Genomic DNA, 18,395 nt, shown 5'->3' on the forward strand with positions numbered 1-18,395 from the left:
CCCATCCCGAACAGAGAAGTTAAGCCCGCCTGCGCAGATGGTACTGCAATCCTGTGGGAGAGTATGTCGCCGCCTTCCTTTGAAAGAGTCCTTACGTATGTAGGGACTCTTTTTTTTTGCATATATGCAAGGCATCTTAATCAAAATGGCGTTCTTGACTACTAAAGTTTATTTAAAATTCTTTTACTACTATCATGAATGAACTAACTTTATTATAGCAACACAGAAATTATAGTTATGAAAAAGTTATTTTGTTTATCGATAATGTTTCTGGGTATAGGAATTTGTATACCAACTGAAGCTAAAGCAACTGAGAAATCAGCTATGGTAGTATCACAAGAAAAAGAATACAAGAAGATAACACCAGAAGAAGTTAATAAAGAGGCTCTTATGAATATAAAAGCTAAATATGGCGATTATCAAATTGTGGAAGCTGCTGTGGCAGCAGATGGAGAATATAAATTAGTATTAAAAAAAGACAATGCTTCGCTAACAGCATTATTTACTTCTGCTGGAGATTTAATAAAAATATTATAATAAAAAAGCGGTCAATTTTGACCGCCTTTTTTATTTTTATAAAACTCACATACAGAGTTCATTATGCATTCACTGTGTTTTGGATTTGTTGGCCTGCACGTTTCCCTACCTAAAAAGGAGATGGCAAGACCAGCTTCAGACCACATCGATTTTGGCAAGACTTCCATCATTTCTTTTTCAATTTTGTCTGCGTCTTTTGATTTGGCAATTCCTAATCTTGGTGCTACCCTGACAACATGCAGATCGACCATAATACCTTCGGGGGCTGCTCCAGCTTCTCTCATAATTACATTGGCTGATTTTCTGCCTATACCTTTTAATGCTGTCAATCCCTTCATTGTCAGAGGTATATTCTTGTCTTGTTTTATGTTTTCTGCAATCTCAAGAAGCCATTTAAGTTTATTTCCGTGAAAGCGAACTTCTTCTATATAAGGTAATAGTGACTTTTCATCTGCTTCTGCTAGGGACTTCATGTTCGGAAATGCCTTGAATAATTCCGGGGCAATTTTGTTAATATGAGCGTCGCTATCTTGCGCAGATAAAACTACCATGACCAATAATTGATACAGATTTTTATAGTCAAGAGGATGTTTCTTGTCTTTATACTTTACAATTAATGGCTTAAGGGCTGTAGCCCAGTCGGTCAACTCATTAAATAAATCCATCTTTTACTCTTTGAAATCAATAGATAGTGAGTTTACGCAGTAGCGTTGTCCTGTTTCTGTAGGACCATCGTCAAAAACATGGCCTAAATGACTGCCACAGTTGGCACATAAAATTTCGGTTCGTAACATTCCATGAGAAGTATCTTTTATATATTCTACTTTTCCAGGAATCGATTCATCAAAAGAAGGCCAACCACAATGGGCATCAAATTTAGAGTCGCTTTTAAACAGCGGCTCTCCGCAGGCACCGCAACAGTAGGTTCCTTTTTCAAAAAGCAGGTTGTATTTTCCAGAATGTGGAAATTCTGTTCCTTTTTGACGTAATATTTTATAGCGCTCTAAGCCTAATTGGGCTTTCCATTCCTCTTCGGTTTTGTTTATCGGATATTCTTTCATGGCATTATTTTTTAGCAGGTTCAAATTTTATAGAAACTGAATTTGTACAGAAACGCTTTCCTGTTGTTTCTTTCGGGCCGTCATCAAAAACATGTCCTAGATGGCCACCGCATTTTGCGCACATGACTTCAGTTCTTGTCATTCCAAAACTGGTATCTTCTTTATATATTACTGAGCCTTTTATGGCTTGATCGAAAGAAGGCCATCCACAATCGGAGTCAAATTTTGCATCAGAATTAAAAAGAACATTTCCACAAGCCGCACAGACATATTTGCCTTTTTCAAAATGATTATAATATTTACCAGTAAAGGCTCTTTCTGTACCTTTTTTACGAAGGACTTCATATTGTTCAGGTGTCAATTCTTTTTTCCATTCAGCATCTGTCTTTTGGATTTTTGCAGCAGGTTCGTTTTTCGCAACCTCTTTTTTCTCTTGGCTTTGGCAGGATAAAAAGGTAAAAAGAGAAATCAATAGAAGGATGTAATTTTTCATAGTTTTTATTTTAAAAAGTCTGTAATTTTTTTAATAACTTTTGCATCGCCTAATATTTTACGATGGCCAAGTCCCTCGGTAATGACCAATTCGCTTTCTTTTAGATTTTCATTAATGTGATAGGCAGCCTTGACAGGGACATCCTCATCGTCTTTATCATGAAGTACTAAAACCGGAATTGAGACTTCCCGTGCTGCTACATACGCAGAAAAGCTGTCCATGGTTTCTCCAATTTTCTTTTCGAAACTAGCTTTCATCTTTTTACTTATAGCAATATTCATTCCTAATTTTTCTACAAAATCATCCATAATATCTTCCACAATATCACCACTTCCAATGATGACTGCTTTTTTTACTTTCAGTCCTCTTTTTATAGAATTGAGGATCGACATTCCGCCTAAAGAATGGCCGATTGCGAATTCAAAAGGGCCAAAATTCTTCTCCAATTCTAAAATACTGGCTATAAATTCAGTCATATTGCTCGTCTTTCCTGGAGACTTTCCATGAGCAGGCGCATCGAAGCTGATGGTTGTATAGCCTAACTTCAGCATTTCGTCCGCAATTTTGACCAGCTGTGTGCCTCTTCCAGACCAGCCGTGGACGAGCAAGACTTTTTTATCGCTTTTCCCATAGCTATAAACGACTATTTCTTTTTCAATGCTTGAAATTGTTACGTTTTGCTGTAGCGAATTCTTGTCCATTTCGATTTCTCTTTTGGGCAGCTTGTATTTTACGGGTGATGTAAATAATTTTGCCGCAAATTTCATCGCTAATTTTGAAGAAGTAACTTCCAATAATTTAGCGGTAATCAAAATCGACTTTGGTATTTTTAAGGATTGTTGATGTATTTTCGGTTGATCAGACATAAGGCAAAATTTTTATGCAAGTTATTACTTCTGCTAAAGTTTATTAAATTTAGGAATCATAAATTAAACATAAAAGACATTTGTGCTATTAATCAATTTGTTAGGTTGAAAGTCCGTTTTTATATATCGCTTGATAGAAATATTGTTAGTATCTTAACAACAAATAAAGATTTCTTCGAAACTAATGTCGAAGTAAATTAGTAAATTTGAGTATAACCAATTAAATTGATTCTTATGAAAAGAAGATATCTGATACTACCGATTGCTATTTTTGGTATTGTTTATTCCTGTGCAACAAATCCTTTTACGGGTAAGAGTACGTTGGCATTGGTTCCCGATTCGCAAATTCTTCCATCGGCATTTCAGCAATATAGCGCCTTTCTAAAGGAGAATAAGGTAATTACAGGAACAGCTGATGCGCAAAGAGTAACTACTGTAGGTACAAAAATTAAAAATGCAGCCGAAAAATATTTGAACGCTAACGGCTATAAAGGGTATTTGAAAGATTACCAATGGGAATATAAATTGGTCGATAGCAAAGAAGTTAATGCGTGGTGTATGCCCGGAGGAAAAATTGTCTTTTATACTGGAATTCTTCCGATTACAAAAGACGAAATAGGCATGGCTGTTGTTATGGGGCATGAAGTCGCCCATGCACTATTAAATCATGGCCAGCAAAGAATGAGTGCCGATGTCTTGCAGCAATTAGGAGCAGCGGGTGTAGGAGCTGCTGTCGGCAACCAAACTGAGGCTACGCAGAAAATTGCAATGCAGGCCTATGGGGTAGGAACGCAATACGGAGTGACCTTGCCTTTTAGCAGAAGCCATGAAAGTGAGGCAGATAAGGTCGGACTGACATTAATGGCAATAGCAGGCTATAACCCAGACCAGTCGGTTGCTTTTTGGGAAAGAATGGCAGCCAATTCAGGAGGCAGTGCGCCGCCAGAGTTTATGAGTACTCACCCGTCAAATTCCACAAGAATTGCCAACCTGAAAGCCTTGATTCCGCAGGCCAAAGCAGAAGCGGCAAAATACGGTGTGACATTTAAATAAAAGATAATCTCGATTAGATAAAAAAATAATATCTTCGAAGCTGTTCTCACGAGCAGCTTTTTTTATACCTAAAAACAAACTTATGCAAACAGCTTTACCAAAAGGAAGTAAAAAACTAATGAACGCTTGGGCGTTTTATGATTGGGCAAATTCGGTATATACTTTGGTTATTGCTTCAGCGATCTTTCCAATTTATTATGGAGCGCTTTTTAAAATCAAGGGTGATATTTATATTGATGTTTTTGGAACTACGCTCAAAAATTCGGCATTAATTAGTTTTGTGACAGCGGCAGCATTTTTGGTTGTTTCTTTTATCTCGCCGTTGCTTTCAGGAATTTCAGACTATGTCGGAAATAAAAAAACCTTCCTGCAATTTTTCTGCTATTTAGGTGCCTTTTCGTGTATTGGCCTGTATTGGTTTGATTTGAGTCAGATTTATATCAGCTTGACTTTCTATTTCTTCGGCTTGATCGGTTTTTGGGGAAGCTTGGTTTTTTATAATTCTTATTTACCTGATGTCGCTTTTCCAGAACAGCAAGACAAATTGAGTGCTAGAGGTTATTCTTTAGGATATATAGGGAGCGTCGTCTTATTAGTGGTTAATTTAGCCATGGTCATGAAGCCAGAATTATTTGGAATCACTGGTACAGAAGGCGAGGCAGCCATGAAAGCTATGCGTTACTGCTTTATTTCTGTTGGAGCTTGGTGGATTATATTTGCGCAGTATTCATTTTACTATCTGCCGAAAGGAAATAATGAAAATAAAATCACGAAATCTGTTTTTTTCAACGGCTTCAAGGAACTACGAAAAGTATGGAATTTGTTGGGAGAGAATCTTACTCTAAAAAAATATCTTTATAGTTTCTTTGTCTACAGCATGGCAGTCCAAACGTTTATGCTTGCGGCTACTTATTTTGGAGAACAAGAAGTTAATTGGGAAACCGATTCACAAAGAACCTCAGGATTAATCATTTGTATACTATTGATTCAATTAGTTGCAGTGGCAGGAGCTATACTAACTTCGAGAGCAGCGCTTAAATTCGGAAATATCCGCACATTGATATTTATAAATTTTATATGGATTACGCTCTGTGGTGCAGCTTATCTTATCGAGACTCCGAACCAGTTTTATGTCGTAGCGAGCTTTGTGGGATTGGTCATGGGCGGTATCCAGTCTTTATCGAGATCTACTTATTCAAAATTACTGCCAGAAACAAAAGATACGACCTCGTTTTTTAGCTTTTATGATGTAGCTGAAAAAATAGGGATCGTAATTGGAATGGGAATCTTTGCAGCTATAGATCAAATTACAGGAAGTATGCGAAATGCCATTGTTTTTCTAGCCATATTTTTTATTACAGGAGTAGTTCTTTTATTTAGAGTACCAAAAAGATAGTCCCGAAAGAATAAAAATATATATTATGCGTTTCAAATAAAAAAATTATATTTGGAAACCTAATTAAACCTAACAAAAATAGAATGAGCAAATTAAAATTTTTAGCTGCTTTTGCGCTAATTTTCACAGCCTTTAACTTCACTTCATGTGATAATGAGCCATTAGACAGCGCTATAGACCCGAATGAAGGAGGCGAAACAGAAGAAGCATTATTTAAAGCTGATTTTGATGGGCAAACATTTTCAACAACCACAACCATGGCTTATATTTCTGGCGGTTCTATAATCATTGGTGCCTACAGATCTAATGGAGAAAATTTTTCAATGATTCTGGATGGTACTGTTGCAGGAACTTATCCTGCAAACGATAATCTTATAACGTACACACCACCAGGAAGCGAGTACGGATTTATCGGATCACATCCGACCGATGAAAATGCGGATACAGGCTCTGTTATCATTACTTCTATTAACACTACGGATCGTACCATTTCTGGAACATTTACTTTTACAGGCTACTGGAGTGATGAAAGTACGACTGTGGCTCCGAAAACATTCAGTAATGGAGTATTTACGAATATCCCATACACGACAACTAATCCGACTGGCGATACTTTCGATGCGACTTTGAACAGTCTGCCGTTTAATGATACAGACATCCTTACAAGCGAAATATCGGTTGGCGGACAAGATTTTATTTCTGTGGCTGCAGAAAATAATGCTGGGCAAAGCATTACTGTAAGCATGAGATCGAACTTGACGGCAGGTACTTATATCATTACAGGAAACATAGCGACTGATGTTGTTCAAGTTAATTTTAAACCTGAAAGTGCCAGCTTTGGAACACCGGCAACGAGTGGCTCTGTTACAATAATTGAGAAAACAGCAACCAGAATTAAAGGTACATTTACAGGAACCGTAGTTATTGGTGCTGTTACCTATCAAATTACAAATGGAGCTTTTGATGTTGAGTATTAATAAGTCATGTCAACATCTATAATATAAAATCCCGATTCATTCGGGATTTTTTTATGGCATAAAGATTGATTTTATATAAACGAAGCCAATAAATTCGTTTTATTACTGTTTGGTTTTCAAAGGAATATGATTCAGTTTATGGCAAATGATAATTTCCTCCAATATTGTTTAATGACAAAATGACTTAAATATACTATGTCAAATCAAAAAATACTTACAATTGACAATCTGTCACTTCAAGAATTCGATAACGATTCAGAATTAATCCCTCTTTTAACCCCTGAGGATGAAGAAGAAATGAATAATGAGCAGCTTCCGAGTGATCTTCCGATCCTGCCATTACGAAATACAGTTTTGTTTCCGGGTGTCGTAATTCCTATTACGGCTGGCCGTGACAAATCCATCAAGCTTATTAATGATGCCAACGCAGGCGGAAAGGTAATCGGAGTCGTTTCTCAAAAGAATGAAGAAGATGAAGATCCGTCGCCAGAAGATATCAATAAAGTTGGGACGGTAGCTCGAATTCTTCGCGTTTTAAAAATGCCTGATGGAAACGTGACCGTAATCCTTCAAGGAAAAAAACGCTTTGAAATTGATACCGTTACTTCAGAACAACCTTACTTGAAAGCAACCATCAAAGAAGTTCCTGAAAAACGTCCAGATAACGACGAAGCAGAATTTTCTACGATTATTGATTCTGTAAAAGAATTGGCAATCCAAATCATTAAGGAGAGCCCGAATATTCCTACAGAGGCTACCTTTGCTATAAAAAATATTGAAAGCAAGTCTTTCTTGATCAATTTTGTTTCTTCGAATATGAATCTTTCTGTGAAAGAAAAGCAAGATTTGTTGATGATTAATGACTTGAAAGAAAGAGCACTGTCTACTTTGCGTTTCATGAACGTCGAGTTGCAGAAGCTGGAACTGAAAAACGATATCCAGTCTAAAGTTCGTTTTGATTTGGATCAGCAGCAGCGCGAATACTTCCTTCATCAGCAAATGAAAACGATCCAGGAAGAATTAGGAGGCGTTTCTCATGAAGAAGAAATTGATGATATGCGCGAGAAAGGACTCAAGAAAAAATGGAACGAAAAGACAAAGAACCATTTTGAGAAAGAACTTTCAAAAATGCAGCGAATGAATCCGCAGTCTCCCGATTTCGGAATACAAAGAAACTATCTTGAGCTGTATCTTGAATTGCCTTGGAATGAATTTTCTAAAGACAATTTCGATTTGAAACGTGCCCAAAAAATATTAGATAGAGATCATTTCGGGTTGGAAGACGTAAAGAAAAGAATGATTGAGCATTTGGCAGTTCTAAAATTACGAAATGATATGAAGTCTCCTATTCTTTGCTTGTATGGACCTCCGGGAGTGGGTAAGACATCTATCGGAAAGTCGGTTGCTGAAGCCTTGGGAAGAGAATATGTTAGAATTTCTTTAGGCGGTATGCGTGACGAAGCTGAAATCAGAGGGCACAGGAAAACCTACATCGGCGCTATGCCAGGAAGAATTATCCAGAGCCTTAAAAAAGCAAAAACATCTAATCCTGTTTTTGTTTTAGACGAAATAGATAAATTATCAAGCAGTAACAACGGCGATCCGTCTTCAGCTTTGCTGGAAGTTTTGGATCCTGAGCAAAACTCAGATTTCTATGATAACTTTTTAGAAATGGGCTTTGACCTTTCTAAAGTGATGTTTATCGCTACTTCTAATAATATGGCTTCGATACAGCCAGCCCTGAAAGACAGGATGGAAGTCATCAACATGACAGGCTACACCGTTGAAGAAAAAGTTGAAATTGCAAAGCAGCACCTGCTTCCAAAGCAATTAAAAGAGCATGGACTGACCACAAAAGATTTGTCTATTGGTAAAAAACAGTTGGAAAAAATCGTGGTAGGCTATACAAGAGAATCTGGAGTCAGAGGCTTGGAGAAGCAAATTGCCAAAATAGTTCGTAATACTGCAAAATCTATTGCGATGGAAGAGGAGTATAACGTAAAAGTAACTGATGAAGATGTTGTCAAAATTCTTGGAGCTGCAAGAATGGAGCGCGATAAATATGAAAATAATGATGTGGCGGGAGTCGTTACAGGATTGGCTTGGACAAGTGTAGGAGGTGATATTCTTTTTATAGAATCGATACTATCTAAAGGAAAAGGCAGCTTGACTATGACAGGAAATTTGGGAACGGTAATGAAAGAATCGGCTACAATCGCGCTAGAATATATCAAGTCGAATGCAGAACGATTGGGAATTGATCCTGAGGTAATCGCTAATTATAATGTCCATGTTCACGTTCCAGAAGGAGCTACTCCAAAAGACGGTCCGAGTGCCGGAGTTGCCATGCTGACTTCTTTGGTTTCTTCTTTCGTACAGCGAAAAGTAAAGAAAAGCCTTGCTATGACCGGCGAGATTACGCTTCGTGGAAGAGTACTTCCGGTTGGCGGAATCAAAGAAAAAATATTAGCTGCCAAAAGAGCTAACATTAAAGAAATCATCCTTTGCCATGAAAACAAGCGCGATATCGATGAAATCAAGCCAGAATATCTAGAAGGACTGACTTTTCATTATGTGAAAGAAATGAGCGAAGTGTTAGCCATAGCAATAACAGACCAGAAAGCTAAGAATGCTAAAGCGCTCTAATCTTTAGATTTACAAACTATTTACTCGAAAAGGCAAAAGTGAAATTAATTTTCAAACTTTTGCCTTTTCTGTTTTATCTTTTGCTTTAAAAAATAATATCTTCGCATCTGCGTTATATATTCAGAAATAAGGAAAAATCCCTAAATGTTTAAGAAGCTGCTTATTGTTTTTCTAATACTGTTTTGTACTGAAGCTTTCAGTCAAATTGGCGGTAAATATGTATATCAGTTTCTGAATCTGGTAACTTCTCCAAGACAGGCGGCATTAGGAGGAAAGACTGTAACCATCTACGATTATGATGTCAATCAGGGTTTCTTTAATCCGGCAACAATCAATCCAGAAATGGACAATCGTCTTTCTGTAAATTACGGCAGTTATTATGGCGAAGTAACTTACGGAACTGCTGCTTATGCTTATACGTATGACCGACATGTCCAGACTTTCCACGTCGGCGTCAATTATGTCAATTATGGTAATTTTGAAGGATATGACGAAAACGGACAGAAAACGTCTGATTTTACAGGTAGCGAAATCGCACTGTCTTTCGGATATGCTTATAACATTCCATGGACGGATATCTTTATTGGTGCGAACGGCAAATTGATTTCTTCTACCTTAGAAAGCTATAATTCTTTTGGAGCTGCAATGGATTTGGGTGCTTTGTATGTTGACGATTATAACGATATTAATATTGGTCTTGCCATACGAAATATCGGTGTGCAGATAAAGCCGTATCAAGATACCAACGAAAAGTTGCCGATGGAAATCGTGGCAGGAATTTCGCAAGAATTAGAAAACGTGCCTATCCGTTGGCACCTGACATTAGAAAACCTGCAACAATGGAATATTGCTTTCTCAAATCCTAACCGAACAGAAGGTTCTTTAGACGGTGGTTCAAAAGAAGAGAAAGTAGGCTTTATGAATAATGCTTTGAGACACGTCATCGTAGGTGCAGAACTTTTTCCTGAAAAAAGTTTTTCAATTCGACTTGGATATAATTTTAGAAGAGCAGAAGAACTTCGTATTGTAGAACAGCGAAATTTCTCAGGATTGTCAGCCGGTTTCGGACTGCGTTTTAATAAGATCAGATTCGATTATTCCTATTCCAGATATACTTCGGCGGCAAACACCAGCCTTTTTGGATTAATGATTAACCTTCAATAAACTACCTTGGATAAAAAAATTACTATTGCCATTGATGGCTTTTCGTCTACAGGAAAAAGTACGCTGGCCAAACAGCTTGCCAAATATTTAGGCTATATTTATGTCGATACAGGTGCGATGTACCGTGCGGTGACGTTCTATGCAATGGAGCATGATTTTATTTCAGAAACTCATTTCGACAAAAAATCGCTTGTCGAAAAATTACCTAAGATCAGTCTGCAATTTCTTTTCAATCCTGATTTGGGCTTTGCTGAAATATATTTGAACGAAAAAAACGTTGAAACAGAAATCAGAACATTGGCGGTTTCAAACTTCGTAAGCAAGATTGCCGAAATCTCTGAAGTCCGTGCCAAGCTTGTCGAACAGCAACAGCAGATGGGCAAAAACAAAGGCATCGTAATGGATGGAAGGGACATCGGAACCGTAGTTTTTACAGATGCTGAATTAAAGCTTTTTATGACGGCAAGCCCGGAAACAAGAGCTAAAAGACGCTATGACGAACTTATTGAGAAAGGGCAAGAAGTAAGTTACGAAGAAGTGCTTAAAAACGTGCAAGAACGCGATTATATTGATACTCACAGAGAAGACTCACCTTTGACAAAAGCAGCAGATGCTATCGAAATAGACAATTCTCATCTTTCCATCCAAGAACAATTTGACAAAGTTTTAGAATTGGTAAATACTGTAGCTAAAACGTTGTAATTTTTTGTTTATCTCATTTTTAATAGTAGATTTACAGGCTGTTAAATTTTCAACATACAAACTAATTTATGGGAATTAAATTTAGGTTAACTTTGATGAGCTTTCTTCAATTTTTTGTTTGGGGAGCTTGGCTGATCACGATTGGAACATATTGTTTTAATGCAAAAGGCTGGACTGGTGCAGAATTCGGCGCCATTTTTTCAACATTAGGACTTTCTTCACTATTTATGCCAGCACTGACTGGAATCATAGCTGACAAATGGCTGAACGCCGAAAAGCTATATGGGATATTGCACATTTTCTACGGCCTTATCCTTTTATATGTTCCTCAAGTTAATGACCCTAACATTTTGTTCTATGTCATATTTGGAGCGATGATCTGCTATATGCCGACCATTTCGCTTTCGAATTCTATCGCTTATACTATTTTAAAAAATAATAAATACGATGTCGTAAAAGTTTTTCCACCAATCCGCGTTTGGGGAACTATCGGTTTCATCGTTGCTATGTGGATTACGAATATTTTCAGTTCGCCTACACCACCGCAGATTTTCAAAGGATTGGGCTTAAGTGTGGGTAATGCTATTTCTGAAATTTCAGGAAACCCTATTTATGCGAATCAGTTTTATATTGCGGCTTTTGTAGCTATCCTATTAGGAATCTATTCTTTTACGTTGCCAAAATGTCCGCCACAGAAATCCATTTCAAAAGATGCTAGCTTTGTAGAACAATTAGGTCTGAATGCTTTCAAATTATTCAGTTCGTATAAGATGGGATTGTTCTTTGTGTTTTCTATGTTTTTAGGAGGCGCATTGCAGCTGACGAACATGTACGGTGACGCCTTTTTAAATGATTTTGCTAAAATTCCAGAATATAAAGACTCATTCGTGGTAGAATATTCGACTATAATTATGTCGATTTCTCAAGTTTCGGAAACATTGTTCATCTTGGCAATTCCTTTCTTCTTAAGACGTTTTGGAATCAAGCAGGTCATGCTGTTTTCTATGATTGCATGGGTATTGCGTTTCGGATTATTTGCTTATGGCGATCCTGTTGAAGGCTTATGGATGATTATCCTTTCTTGTATCGTATATGGAATGGCGTTTGATTTCTTTAATATTTCAGGTTCTTTATTTGTTGAAACGACTACAGATCCGAAGATACGCGCAAGTGCACAAGGATTATTTATGATGATGACAAATGGAGTAGGAGCTTATCTTGGAAGCGTTATCAGCGGTTATGCCATAGATAAGTACTTTACACAAGGCGATACAAAAGACTGGCACAGTATCTGGCTTTCTTTTGCTGTATATGCTTTAATTATTGCGATAGCTTTTGCAGTAATGTTTAAGCACAAGCACAAGCCGGAAGATGTTGAAAATATTGCACATTAATATAAAAAAGAGCTTCCAATTGGAAGCTCTTTTTTTGTTATAGGATTCCCGCTGTCGTTTTTTAGTACAGCAATCTATTAACGATTGATTTGTAAATATTTAAGACCAAATTATCATTCCTAAATTATTTTGCAGATTAAAAAATAATTATTAATTTTGCAGACCTTTTGGCAGAGAAGAGTTTCCTTTAGGTATCAACTATTTATGTAAAACACTTCTGTTTTTTCTATCGCATCAAGAAACTCGAGAAAACACAGAATACAAATTTTTATCAGAACAGATGTCTGAACAAACAAAAACACAAGCGGAATTTTTAGAGAACTTTAACTGGCATAACTTCCAAGAAGGTATTGATGCTGTTGACGAAAAAAACCTGCAAGAATTTGAAGAATTAGTTGAAAAAACTTTTATCTCTACAGATCAGGAAGAAGTAGTTGAAGGTGTGGTAGTTAGAATTACTGACAGAGATGCAATCGTTGATATCAACGCTAAATCTGAAGGTGTTATTTCTTTAAACGAATTCCGTTACAATCCAAACTTGAAAGTTGGAGACAAAGTAGAAGTATTAATTGACGTTCGTGAGGACAAAACAGGTCAATTGGTTCTTTCTCACAGAAAAGCTCGTACTATCAAAGCTTGGGACAGAGTTATTGCTGCTAATGAAACAGGTGAAATCGTTAACGGTTTCGTTAAATGCAGAACTAAAGGTGGTATGATCGTTGACGTATTTGGAATTGAGGCTTTCTTGCCAGGATCTCAAATCGACGTGAAGCCAATCAGAGATTACGATCAATATGTAAACAAAATGATGGAATTCAAAGTTGTGAAAATCAACCATGAGTTCAAAAACGTTGTTGTTTCTCATAAAGCGCTTATCGAAGCTGATATTGAAGTACAGAAAAAAGAAATCATCGGTCAATTAGAAAAAGGACAAGTATTAGAAGGTGTTGTTAAAAACATTACTTCTTATGGTGTGTTTATTGACCTTGGTGGTGTTGATGGATTGATCCACATTACTGACCTTTCTTGGTCAAGAATCAACCACCCAAGTGAAGTTCTTGAATTAGACCAAAAATTAAATGTTGTAATCCTTGATTTCGATGATGAGAAAACAAGAATCCAACTTGGTTTGAAACAATTGAACGCTCACCCATGGGATGCTTTAGACGCTGACCTAAAAGTTGGTGACAAAGTAAAAGGTAAAGTAGTTGTAATCGCTGATTACGGTGCTTTCATCGAGGTTGCTGAAGGTGTTGAAGGTTTGATCCACGTTTCTGAAATGTCATGGTCAACTCACTTGAGAAGTGCTCAAGATTTCGTAAAAGTTGGTGATGAAGTAGAAGCTGTTATCTTGACTTTAGATAGAGAAGATCGTAAGATGTCATTAGGTATCAAACAATTGACTCAAGATCCATGGACTGATATCACTTCTAAATATCCTGTTGGTTCTAAACACACAGGTATCGTTAGAAACTTTACAAACTTTGGAGTTTTCGTAGAACTAGAAGAAGGAATTGATGGTTTGATCTACATTTCTGACCTTTCTTGGACTAAGAAAATCAAACATCCATCTGAATTCGTAAGCGTTGGTGAAAAACTTGACGTAGTAGTATTAGAATTAGATGTTGAAGGACGTAAATTATCTTTAGGTCACAAACAAACTACTGCTAATCCTTGGGACAAATATGAAGATTCTTTCGCTGTTGGAACTATCCACACTGGAGAAATCTCTGAAATCGTTGACAAGGGAGCTACTGTAGAATTCGGTGATGATATCGTTGCTTTTATTCCAACACGTCACCTTGAAAAAGAAGACGGTAAAAAATTGAAAAAAGGCGAAAGCGCTGACTTCAAAGTTATCGAGTTCAACAAAGAATTCAAAAGAGTAGTTGCTTCTCACACAGCTATCTTCCGTGAAGAAGAAGAGAAAAACGTGAAAGCTGCAACTGAGAATAACAATGTATCTTCAAGCAATGCTTCTGCATCTACTTTAGGAGACAACAATGATATTCTTGCTGAATTAAAAGCTAAAATGGAAAAAGGAGGAAACTAATTCCTGACCGTTTTTAAATACGAAAGCCTCACAGAAATGTGAGGCTTTTTTATTTATTTTAAATGATAGTATTAAAATTTTGTTTAAATTTGAAATCCTAAAATCATGGAATTATATTCTAATACGAATGCAATTTTAAAAACTAACTATGAAGACTAATAAAAATCTGGCAACTACAATGTTTGTGTTATTCTTAAGCATTGCTTCTTTTGCTCAAAAATCTCAAAAAAACACGAATACTGTTGATCCAAAATTTGATGCGACTAAAAACATTATTCAAAACCTTTCTGCATCTCAGAATTATTCCTCTCTAGCAAAAGTTTTTAAAGCGGCAGAATTTGAGCAACTACTTAGTGAAGAAGGACCTTATACAATTCTAGCACCAAGCAACGAAGCTTTTAACAGAGCTTCTGAAAGAGTAGACTTCTTGTTAGATCCAAAAAATATCTTGCGTACTAAAGATGTAGCTGCTTACTATATTATCTATGGAAAATGGTATGCAAATGACTTCGGAAAGTTAGTAAGAATGAGCAAAGGCAAAGGCGAGATCAAAACGGCTGACGGAGAAGTCCTTACAGTTACTTGGGAAAATAGAAATTTCTATTTTACAGACAGCAAAGGAAACAAATCAAAAGTTGTTTTCTCAGATGCAATACAAAGCAATGGAATCATCCATGGTATTGACGGAGTTTTCTCTTCAAACCAATAAAAAATATTTCATATAGAAAAAGCCCCGCAGAATGCGGGGCTTTTTGTTTTTACAGCTTTTTTAAAGTAAATAGTAAAAATGAAAAAAAACCAAAACAAATGTATTTGCGTAAATGCCATTATAAACTTTTTAAAAAATATTTAATTATGAAAACCACCAAATTTTTATCAATCGCAATCGTATTTACATTACTACTTGGAACTTCTGTATTTGCTCAAAAAGAAAAAACAGTTATGGTTGGAGGAGCGCCAATGTATCCTTCAAAAAATATCATTGAAAACGCTGTAAACTCTAAAGATCATACAACTTTGGTCGCTGCGGTAAAAGCAGCAGATCTAGTGGCTACATTGCAAAGAAAAGGACCTTTTACAGTTTTTGCTCCAACTAACGAAGCTTTTGCAAAATTGCCAAAAGGAACCGTAGAAATGCTATTGAAACCAGAAAACAAAGCAAAGCTGCAATCGATTTTGACGTATCATGTTGTAGCAGGAAAAATGAGCTCAGCCGATATAGCTAAAGCCATAAAGAAAGGAAACGGAAAGGCAACACTGACAACTGTTCAAGGAGGAAAACTGACAGCTTGGATGGAAGGAAAAGACCTTTATATAACGGACGAAAACGGAGCTAAGTCTAAAGTCACGATTGCTGACGTAAACCAATCAAACGGTGTTATCCATGTAGTGGATGCCGTAGTAACTCCAAAGGCATAATTCAACTAGATGCTATTTTTGAATTTGTAAATGAAAAATCCCGATACTATCGGGATTTTTCTATTTAAAAAAAGTATTTATTTAGCGAAGTACAGCGCCAAGCTCCGTTTCGAGATTGTGCTGTAATTTCCCCATGATTTTGTCGATTTGCGCATCAGTAAGGGTTTTAGAATTATCTTGAATGATAAAGCTTACTGCATACGATTTTTTGCCTTCAGGAAGATTCTTTCCTTCATAAACATCAAAAAGATTGATGTCTTTCAGTAAGGATTTTTCGGTCTGACGTGCGATGGTATATATGGCATCAAATGCTACATTTTGATCGACAAGCAATGCCAAATCTCTTCGTACTTCAGGGTATTTAGGAATATCCGTGAATTTGATTTTATTTGAAATCAATTTCAATACCAAGTTCCAATTGAAATCTGCAAACAAGACTTCTTGCTTGATGTCGAAATGCTTCAGTATTGATTTTTTAACCGTTCCCAATTCCACAACAATATCATTTCCTACGGCAATAGCGATTCCTTCTGCAAACACATCAGATTCTACCGGCCTATTGTTTGTTTTTTCGATTCCAAGTCTTGATAAAATTGCAGTAACATAACCTTTGAATAAAAAGAAATCAGAAGGTTTTTGCGGCGCATTCCAGCTTTCGCCAAGACGATTTCCAGTCGTAAATAACGTAAGGTGTTTGTTCTCGTTATATCCTGACGGCAGTTTATGGTAAGATTTTCCAAATTCAAACAACTTCAAGTCGGAATTTCTTCGGTTGATGTTATAAGAAACAGCTTCCAATCCAGAGAACAATAACGACTGTCTCATCGCAGACAAATCATTGCTCAAAGGATTCATGATTAAAACGTTGAATTCTTCTCGAAGCATTTCAGATAATTGCACATATTCTGGAGACGTTAGCGAATTGGCCATCATCTCATTGAATCCTTGCGAATTTAACTGCGTCGCGATAATATTCTGTACTTTATAATCTTCTGTCCTAGCTGCATTAGAAACAGTAGCATTGAACTTTTTGGTAAAATTGATGTTGTTGTAACCATACACTCTCAAGATTTCTTCAATCACGTCTATTTCTCTTTGCACGTCAACTCGGTACGATGGAATAATCAGTCCTAATCCTGCATCAGATACGCTGTTTACTTTTATGTCCAAGGAAACTAAGATTTTCTTGATGGTTTCTTTTGGCAATTCCTGTCCGATGATTTTTGTTGCTTTGGCAAAATTCAAGAACACCGGGAAATCCTCAATCTTTTTAGGATAGATATCGATAATGTCTGAAGTAATCTCACCTCCGGCTACTTCCTGAATCAACAAGGCTGCGCGTTTCAGCGCATATTCAGTAATCGTCGGATCGATTCCTCTTTCAAAACGGAAAGAAGCATCCGTATTCAAGCCATGTCTTTTAGCTGATTTTCTAACGCTTACGGGATTGAAATAAGCACTTTCTAAAAAGATAGAAGTCGTATTTTCAGAAACACCTGAATTTTTTCCTCCGAAAACACCCGCAATACACATAGGTCCATTTTCATCACAAATCATTAAGTCTTCTTCATGAAGTGTTCTTTCTACATCATCAAGAGTCGTGAATTTTGTTCCGGCTGGTACTGTTTTTACGATAACTTTATTTCCTTTTACTTTAGCGGCATCAAAAGCATGAAGCGGCTGACCCAATTCGTGCATTACATAATTGGTCACGTCTACAATATTATTTTTAGGAGTAAGCCCGATTGATTTCAGTCGGTTTTGCAACCATTCTGGCGATTGTTTTACCGCTATTTCAGAAATGGTAACACCACAATATCTTGGAGCCAATTTAGAATCTTCTACTTTGATGTCCATCTTCAACGTCCTTTTGTCAACCCTAAAGTTGCTGACAGAAGGCGTAATCAATTCTGTGTGAGCATTCGTCTGAAGCATTCCGGCTCTCAAATCCCTTGCCACACCAAGATGGCTCATGGCGTCAGCTCGGTTCGGTGTCAATCCAATTTCGAATACTTCATCATTTTCAATATTGAATACTTTAGATGCAGGAGTTCCGGGAGCATATTTGTCATCGAGGATCATGATTCCGTCGTGGCTTGTTCCAAGACCTAATTCATCTTCGGCACAAATCATTCCATGACTTTCTTGGTCTCTGATCTTGCCTTTTTTTATCTGGAAAGCATTTCCGTCCTTATCATATAAAGTAGTTCCGATTGTAGCAACAGGCACTTTTTGTCCAGCCGCAACATTCGCTGCGCCACAGACAATTTGAACCGGAGTACCCGTGCCTAAGTCAACCGTAGTGACTTTCAGACGGTCTGCATTCGGATGCTGTACGCAAGTCAGCACATGTCCAACAACAATGCCTTCTAAGCCTCCTTTTACGGATTGGTATTTTTCAACACCTTCGACTTCTAAACCTAAATCGGTTAAAAGTGATGCTGTTTCATCAGATTTCCAATCTGTTTTGATAAATTGCTTAAGCCAGTTATATGAAATTTTCATTGTTGTTTTTGGTATTATTTTTTGTAAGGTTGCAAAGATAGGATTTTTTGATTTTTTAAAGAATTTTTAAAGTGCATAAATTAGGTAAAAATCGCTCCAAAATGTCTAAAATTAGGATGAATCGGGTGA

16 protein-coding genes and 1 rRNA gene are annotated in these 18,395 nt (G+C 36.9%); 12 read left to right on the plus strand and 5 right to left on the minus strand.

Going from position 1 to position 18,395, the window contains the following annotated elements:
- Nucleotides 1-78 (plus strand): 5S ribosomal RNA (gene rrf, locus GGR22_RS14735); the annotation flags it as partial.
- A 159-nt stretch (nucleotides 79-237) separates the two neighbouring features.
- Nucleotides 238-537, plus strand: a complete 300-nt coding sequence (locus GGR22_RS14740) for a hypothetical protein (protein WP_147406638.1) — start codon at nucleotides 238-240, stop codon at nucleotides 535-537.
- 11 nt (nucleotides 538-548) lie between these two features.
- On the opposite strand, the gene GGR22_RS14745 is transcribed toward GGR22_RS14740, so the two are convergent.
- Genes GGR22_RS14745 through GGR22_RS14760 form a run of 4 tightly spaced genes read right to left on the minus strand, consistent with a single transcriptional unit; the run spans nucleotide 549 to nucleotide 2,957 of the window.
- Nucleotides 549-1,202, minus strand: coding sequence for an endonuclease III domain-containing protein (locus tag GGR22_RS14745; protein WP_182494288.1), 654 nt, complete (start codon nucleotides 1,200-1,202; stop codon nucleotides 549-551).
- A 3-nt stretch (nucleotides 1,203-1,205) separates the two neighbouring features.
- The gene (gene msrB / locus GGR22_RS14750; protein WP_182494289.1) at nucleotides 1,206-1,598 is read right to left on the minus strand and encodes a peptide-methionine (R)-S-oxide reductase MsrB; all 393 of its coding nucleotides are present in this window, start codon (nucleotides 1,596-1,598) and stop codon (nucleotides 1,206-1,208) included.
- A gap of 4 nt (nucleotides 1,599-1,602) precedes the next feature.
- Nucleotides 1,603-2,091, minus strand: a complete 489-nt coding sequence (msrB, locus tag GGR22_RS14755) for a peptide-methionine (R)-S-oxide reductase MsrB (RefSeq protein WP_182494290.1) — start codon at nucleotides 2,089-2,091, stop codon at nucleotides 1,603-1,605.
- A gap of 5 nt (nucleotides 2,092-2,096) precedes the next feature.
- Complete coding sequence (locus GGR22_RS14760; protein ID WP_182494291.1) at nucleotides 2,097-2,957, minus strand: alpha/beta fold hydrolase; 861 nt, start codon at nucleotides 2,955-2,957, stop codon at nucleotides 2,097-2,099.
- Nucleotides 2,958-3,191: 234 nt separating this feature from the next.
- On the opposite strand from GGR22_RS14760, the gene GGR22_RS14765 reads away from it, so the two are divergent.
- The 10 genes from GGR22_RS14765 to GGR22_RS14810 all read left to right on the plus strand — a co-directional run bounded on the left by GGR22_RS14765 (nucleotide 3,192) and on the right by GGR22_RS14810 (nucleotide 15,761).
- Nucleotides 3,192-4,010, plus strand: a complete 819-nt coding sequence (locus GGR22_RS14765; protein ID WP_182494292.1) for a M48 family metallopeptidase — start codon at nucleotides 3,192-3,194, stop codon at nucleotides 4,008-4,010.
- Nucleotides 4,011-4,092: 82 nt separating this feature from the next.
- On the plus strand, nucleotides 4,093-5,406 hold the full coding sequence (locus tag GGR22_RS14770; protein WP_182494293.1) for an MFS transporter: 1,314 nt from the start codon (nucleotides 4,093-4,095) through the stop codon (nucleotides 5,404-5,406).
- Between the two features lie 83 nt (nucleotides 5,407-5,489).
- Nucleotides 5,490-6,383: a DUF6252 family protein gene (locus GGR22_RS14775; protein WP_182494294.1), complete on the plus strand. Its 894-nt coding sequence runs from the start codon at nucleotides 5,490-5,492 to the stop codon at nucleotides 6,381-6,383.
- A 195-nt stretch (nucleotides 6,384-6,578) separates the two neighbouring features.
- Nucleotides 6,579-9,029: an endopeptidase La gene (lon, locus tag GGR22_RS14780; protein ID WP_182494295.1), complete on the plus strand. Its 2,451-nt coding sequence runs from the start codon at nucleotides 6,579-6,581 to the stop codon at nucleotides 9,027-9,029.
- 144 nt (nucleotides 9,030-9,173) lie between these two features.
- Nucleotides 9,174-10,193, plus strand: coding sequence for a type IX secretion system protein PorQ (gene porQ / locus GGR22_RS14785; protein ID WP_121377217.1), 1,020 nt, complete (start codon nucleotides 9,174-9,176; stop codon nucleotides 10,191-10,193).
- A 6-nt stretch (nucleotides 10,194-10,199) separates the two neighbouring features.
- Nucleotides 10,200-10,895, plus strand: coding sequence for a (d)CMP kinase (cmk, locus tag GGR22_RS14790; RefSeq protein ID WP_182494296.1), 696 nt, complete (start codon nucleotides 10,200-10,202; stop codon nucleotides 10,893-10,895).
- A gap of 68 nt (nucleotides 10,896-10,963) precedes the next feature.
- Entirely contained in the window at nucleotides 10,964-12,289 is a 1,326-nt protein-coding gene (locus GGR22_RS14795) for a nucleoside permease (RefSeq protein ID WP_182494297.1), read from the plus strand.
- Nucleotides 12,290-12,569: 280 nt separating this feature from the next.
- Nucleotides 12,570-14,342 carry a 30S ribosomal protein S1 gene (rpsA, locus tag GGR22_RS14800; RefSeq protein WP_121377213.1) on the plus strand — a complete coding sequence of 591 codons (1,773 nt, stop codon included), beginning with the start codon at nucleotides 12,570-12,572 and terminating at the stop codon, nucleotides 14,340-14,342.
- Between the two features lie 148 nt (nucleotides 14,343-14,490).
- On the plus strand, nucleotides 14,491-15,051 hold the full coding sequence (locus GGR22_RS14805) for a fasciclin domain-containing protein (protein WP_182494298.1): 561 nt from the start codon (nucleotides 14,491-14,493) through the stop codon (nucleotides 15,049-15,051).
- 146 nt (nucleotides 15,052-15,197) lie between these two features.
- The gene (locus GGR22_RS14810) at nucleotides 15,198-15,761 is read left to right on the plus strand and encodes a fasciclin domain-containing protein (RefSeq protein ID WP_182494299.1); all 564 of its coding nucleotides are present in this window, start codon (nucleotides 15,198-15,200) and stop codon (nucleotides 15,759-15,761) included.
- Between the two features lie 81 nt (nucleotides 15,762-15,842).
- Here the strand turns inward: GGR22_RS14810 and pheT are convergent, their stop codons facing one another.
- Nucleotides 15,843-18,266 (minus strand): phenylalanine--tRNA ligase subunit beta, encoded by a 2,424-nt coding sequence (pheT, locus tag GGR22_RS14815; RefSeq protein WP_182494300.1) that lies wholly within the window; start codon nucleotides 18,264-18,266, stop codon nucleotides 15,843-15,845.
- Nucleotides 18,267-18,395: the final 129 nt, after the last annotated feature.

The organism is Flavobacterium gossypii, assembly GCF_014138495.1.
GTDB classification, from domain to species: domain Bacteria; phylum Bacteroidota; class Bacteroidia; order Flavobacteriales; family Flavobacteriaceae; genus Flavobacterium; species Flavobacterium endophyticum.

Excerpts from the sequence above, each read along its gene's own strand:
- lon (WP_182494295.1), top strand. The coding sequence starts at position 6,579 with ATGTCAAATCAAAAAATACTTACAATTGACAATCTGTCACTTCAAGAA.
- GGR22_RS14770 (WP_182494293.1), top strand. The coding sequence starts at position 4,093 with ATGCAAACAGCTTTACCAAAAGGAAGTAAAAAACTAATGAACGCTTGG.
- msrB (WP_182494289.1), bottom strand. The coding sequence starts at position 1,598 with ATGAAAGAATATCCGATAAACAAAACCGAAGAGGAATGGAAAGCCCAA.
- pheT (WP_182494300.1), bottom strand. The coding sequence starts at position 18,266 with ATGAAAATTTCATATAACTGGCTTAAGCAATTTATCAAAACAGATTGG.
- GGR22_RS14745 (WP_182494288.1), bottom strand. The coding sequence starts at position 1,202 with ATGGATTTATTTAATGAGTTGACCGACTGGGCTACAGCCCTTAAGCCA.
- GGR22_RS14810 (WP_182494299.1), top strand. The coding sequence starts at position 15,198 with ATGAAAACCACCAAATTTTTATCAATCGCAATCGTATTTACATTACTA.
- GGR22_RS14775 (WP_182494294.1), top strand. The coding sequence starts at position 5,490 with ATGAGCAAATTAAAATTTTTAGCTGCTTTTGCGCTAATTTTCACAGCC.
- rpsA (WP_121377213.1), top strand. The coding sequence starts at position 12,570 with ATGTCTGAACAAACAAAAACACAAGCGGAATTTTTAGAGAACTTTAAC.
- GGR22_RS14805 (WP_182494298.1), top strand. The coding sequence starts at position 14,491 with ATGAAGACTAATAAAAATCTGGCAACTACAATGTTTGTGTTATTCTTA.
- GGR22_RS14795 (WP_182494297.1), top strand. The coding sequence starts at position 10,964 with ATGGGAATTAAATTTAGGTTAACTTTGATGAGCTTTCTTCAATTTTTT.
- msrB (WP_182494290.1), bottom strand. The coding sequence starts at position 2,091 with ATGAAAAATTACATCCTTCTATTGATTTCTCTTTTTACCTTTTTATCC.
- GGR22_RS14740 (WP_147406638.1), top strand. The coding sequence starts at position 238 with ATGAAAAAGTTATTTTGTTTATCGATAATGTTTCTGGGTATAGGAATT.
- GGR22_RS14760 (WP_182494291.1), bottom strand. The coding sequence starts at position 2,957 with ATGTCTGATCAACCGAAAATACATCAACAATCCTTAAAAATACCAAAG.
- porQ (WP_121377217.1), top strand. The coding sequence starts at position 9,174 with ATGTTTAAGAAGCTGCTTATTGTTTTTCTAATACTGTTTTGTACTGAA.
- GGR22_RS14765 (WP_182494292.1), top strand. The coding sequence starts at position 3,192 with ATGAAAAGAAGATATCTGATACTACCGATTGCTATTTTTGGTATTGTT.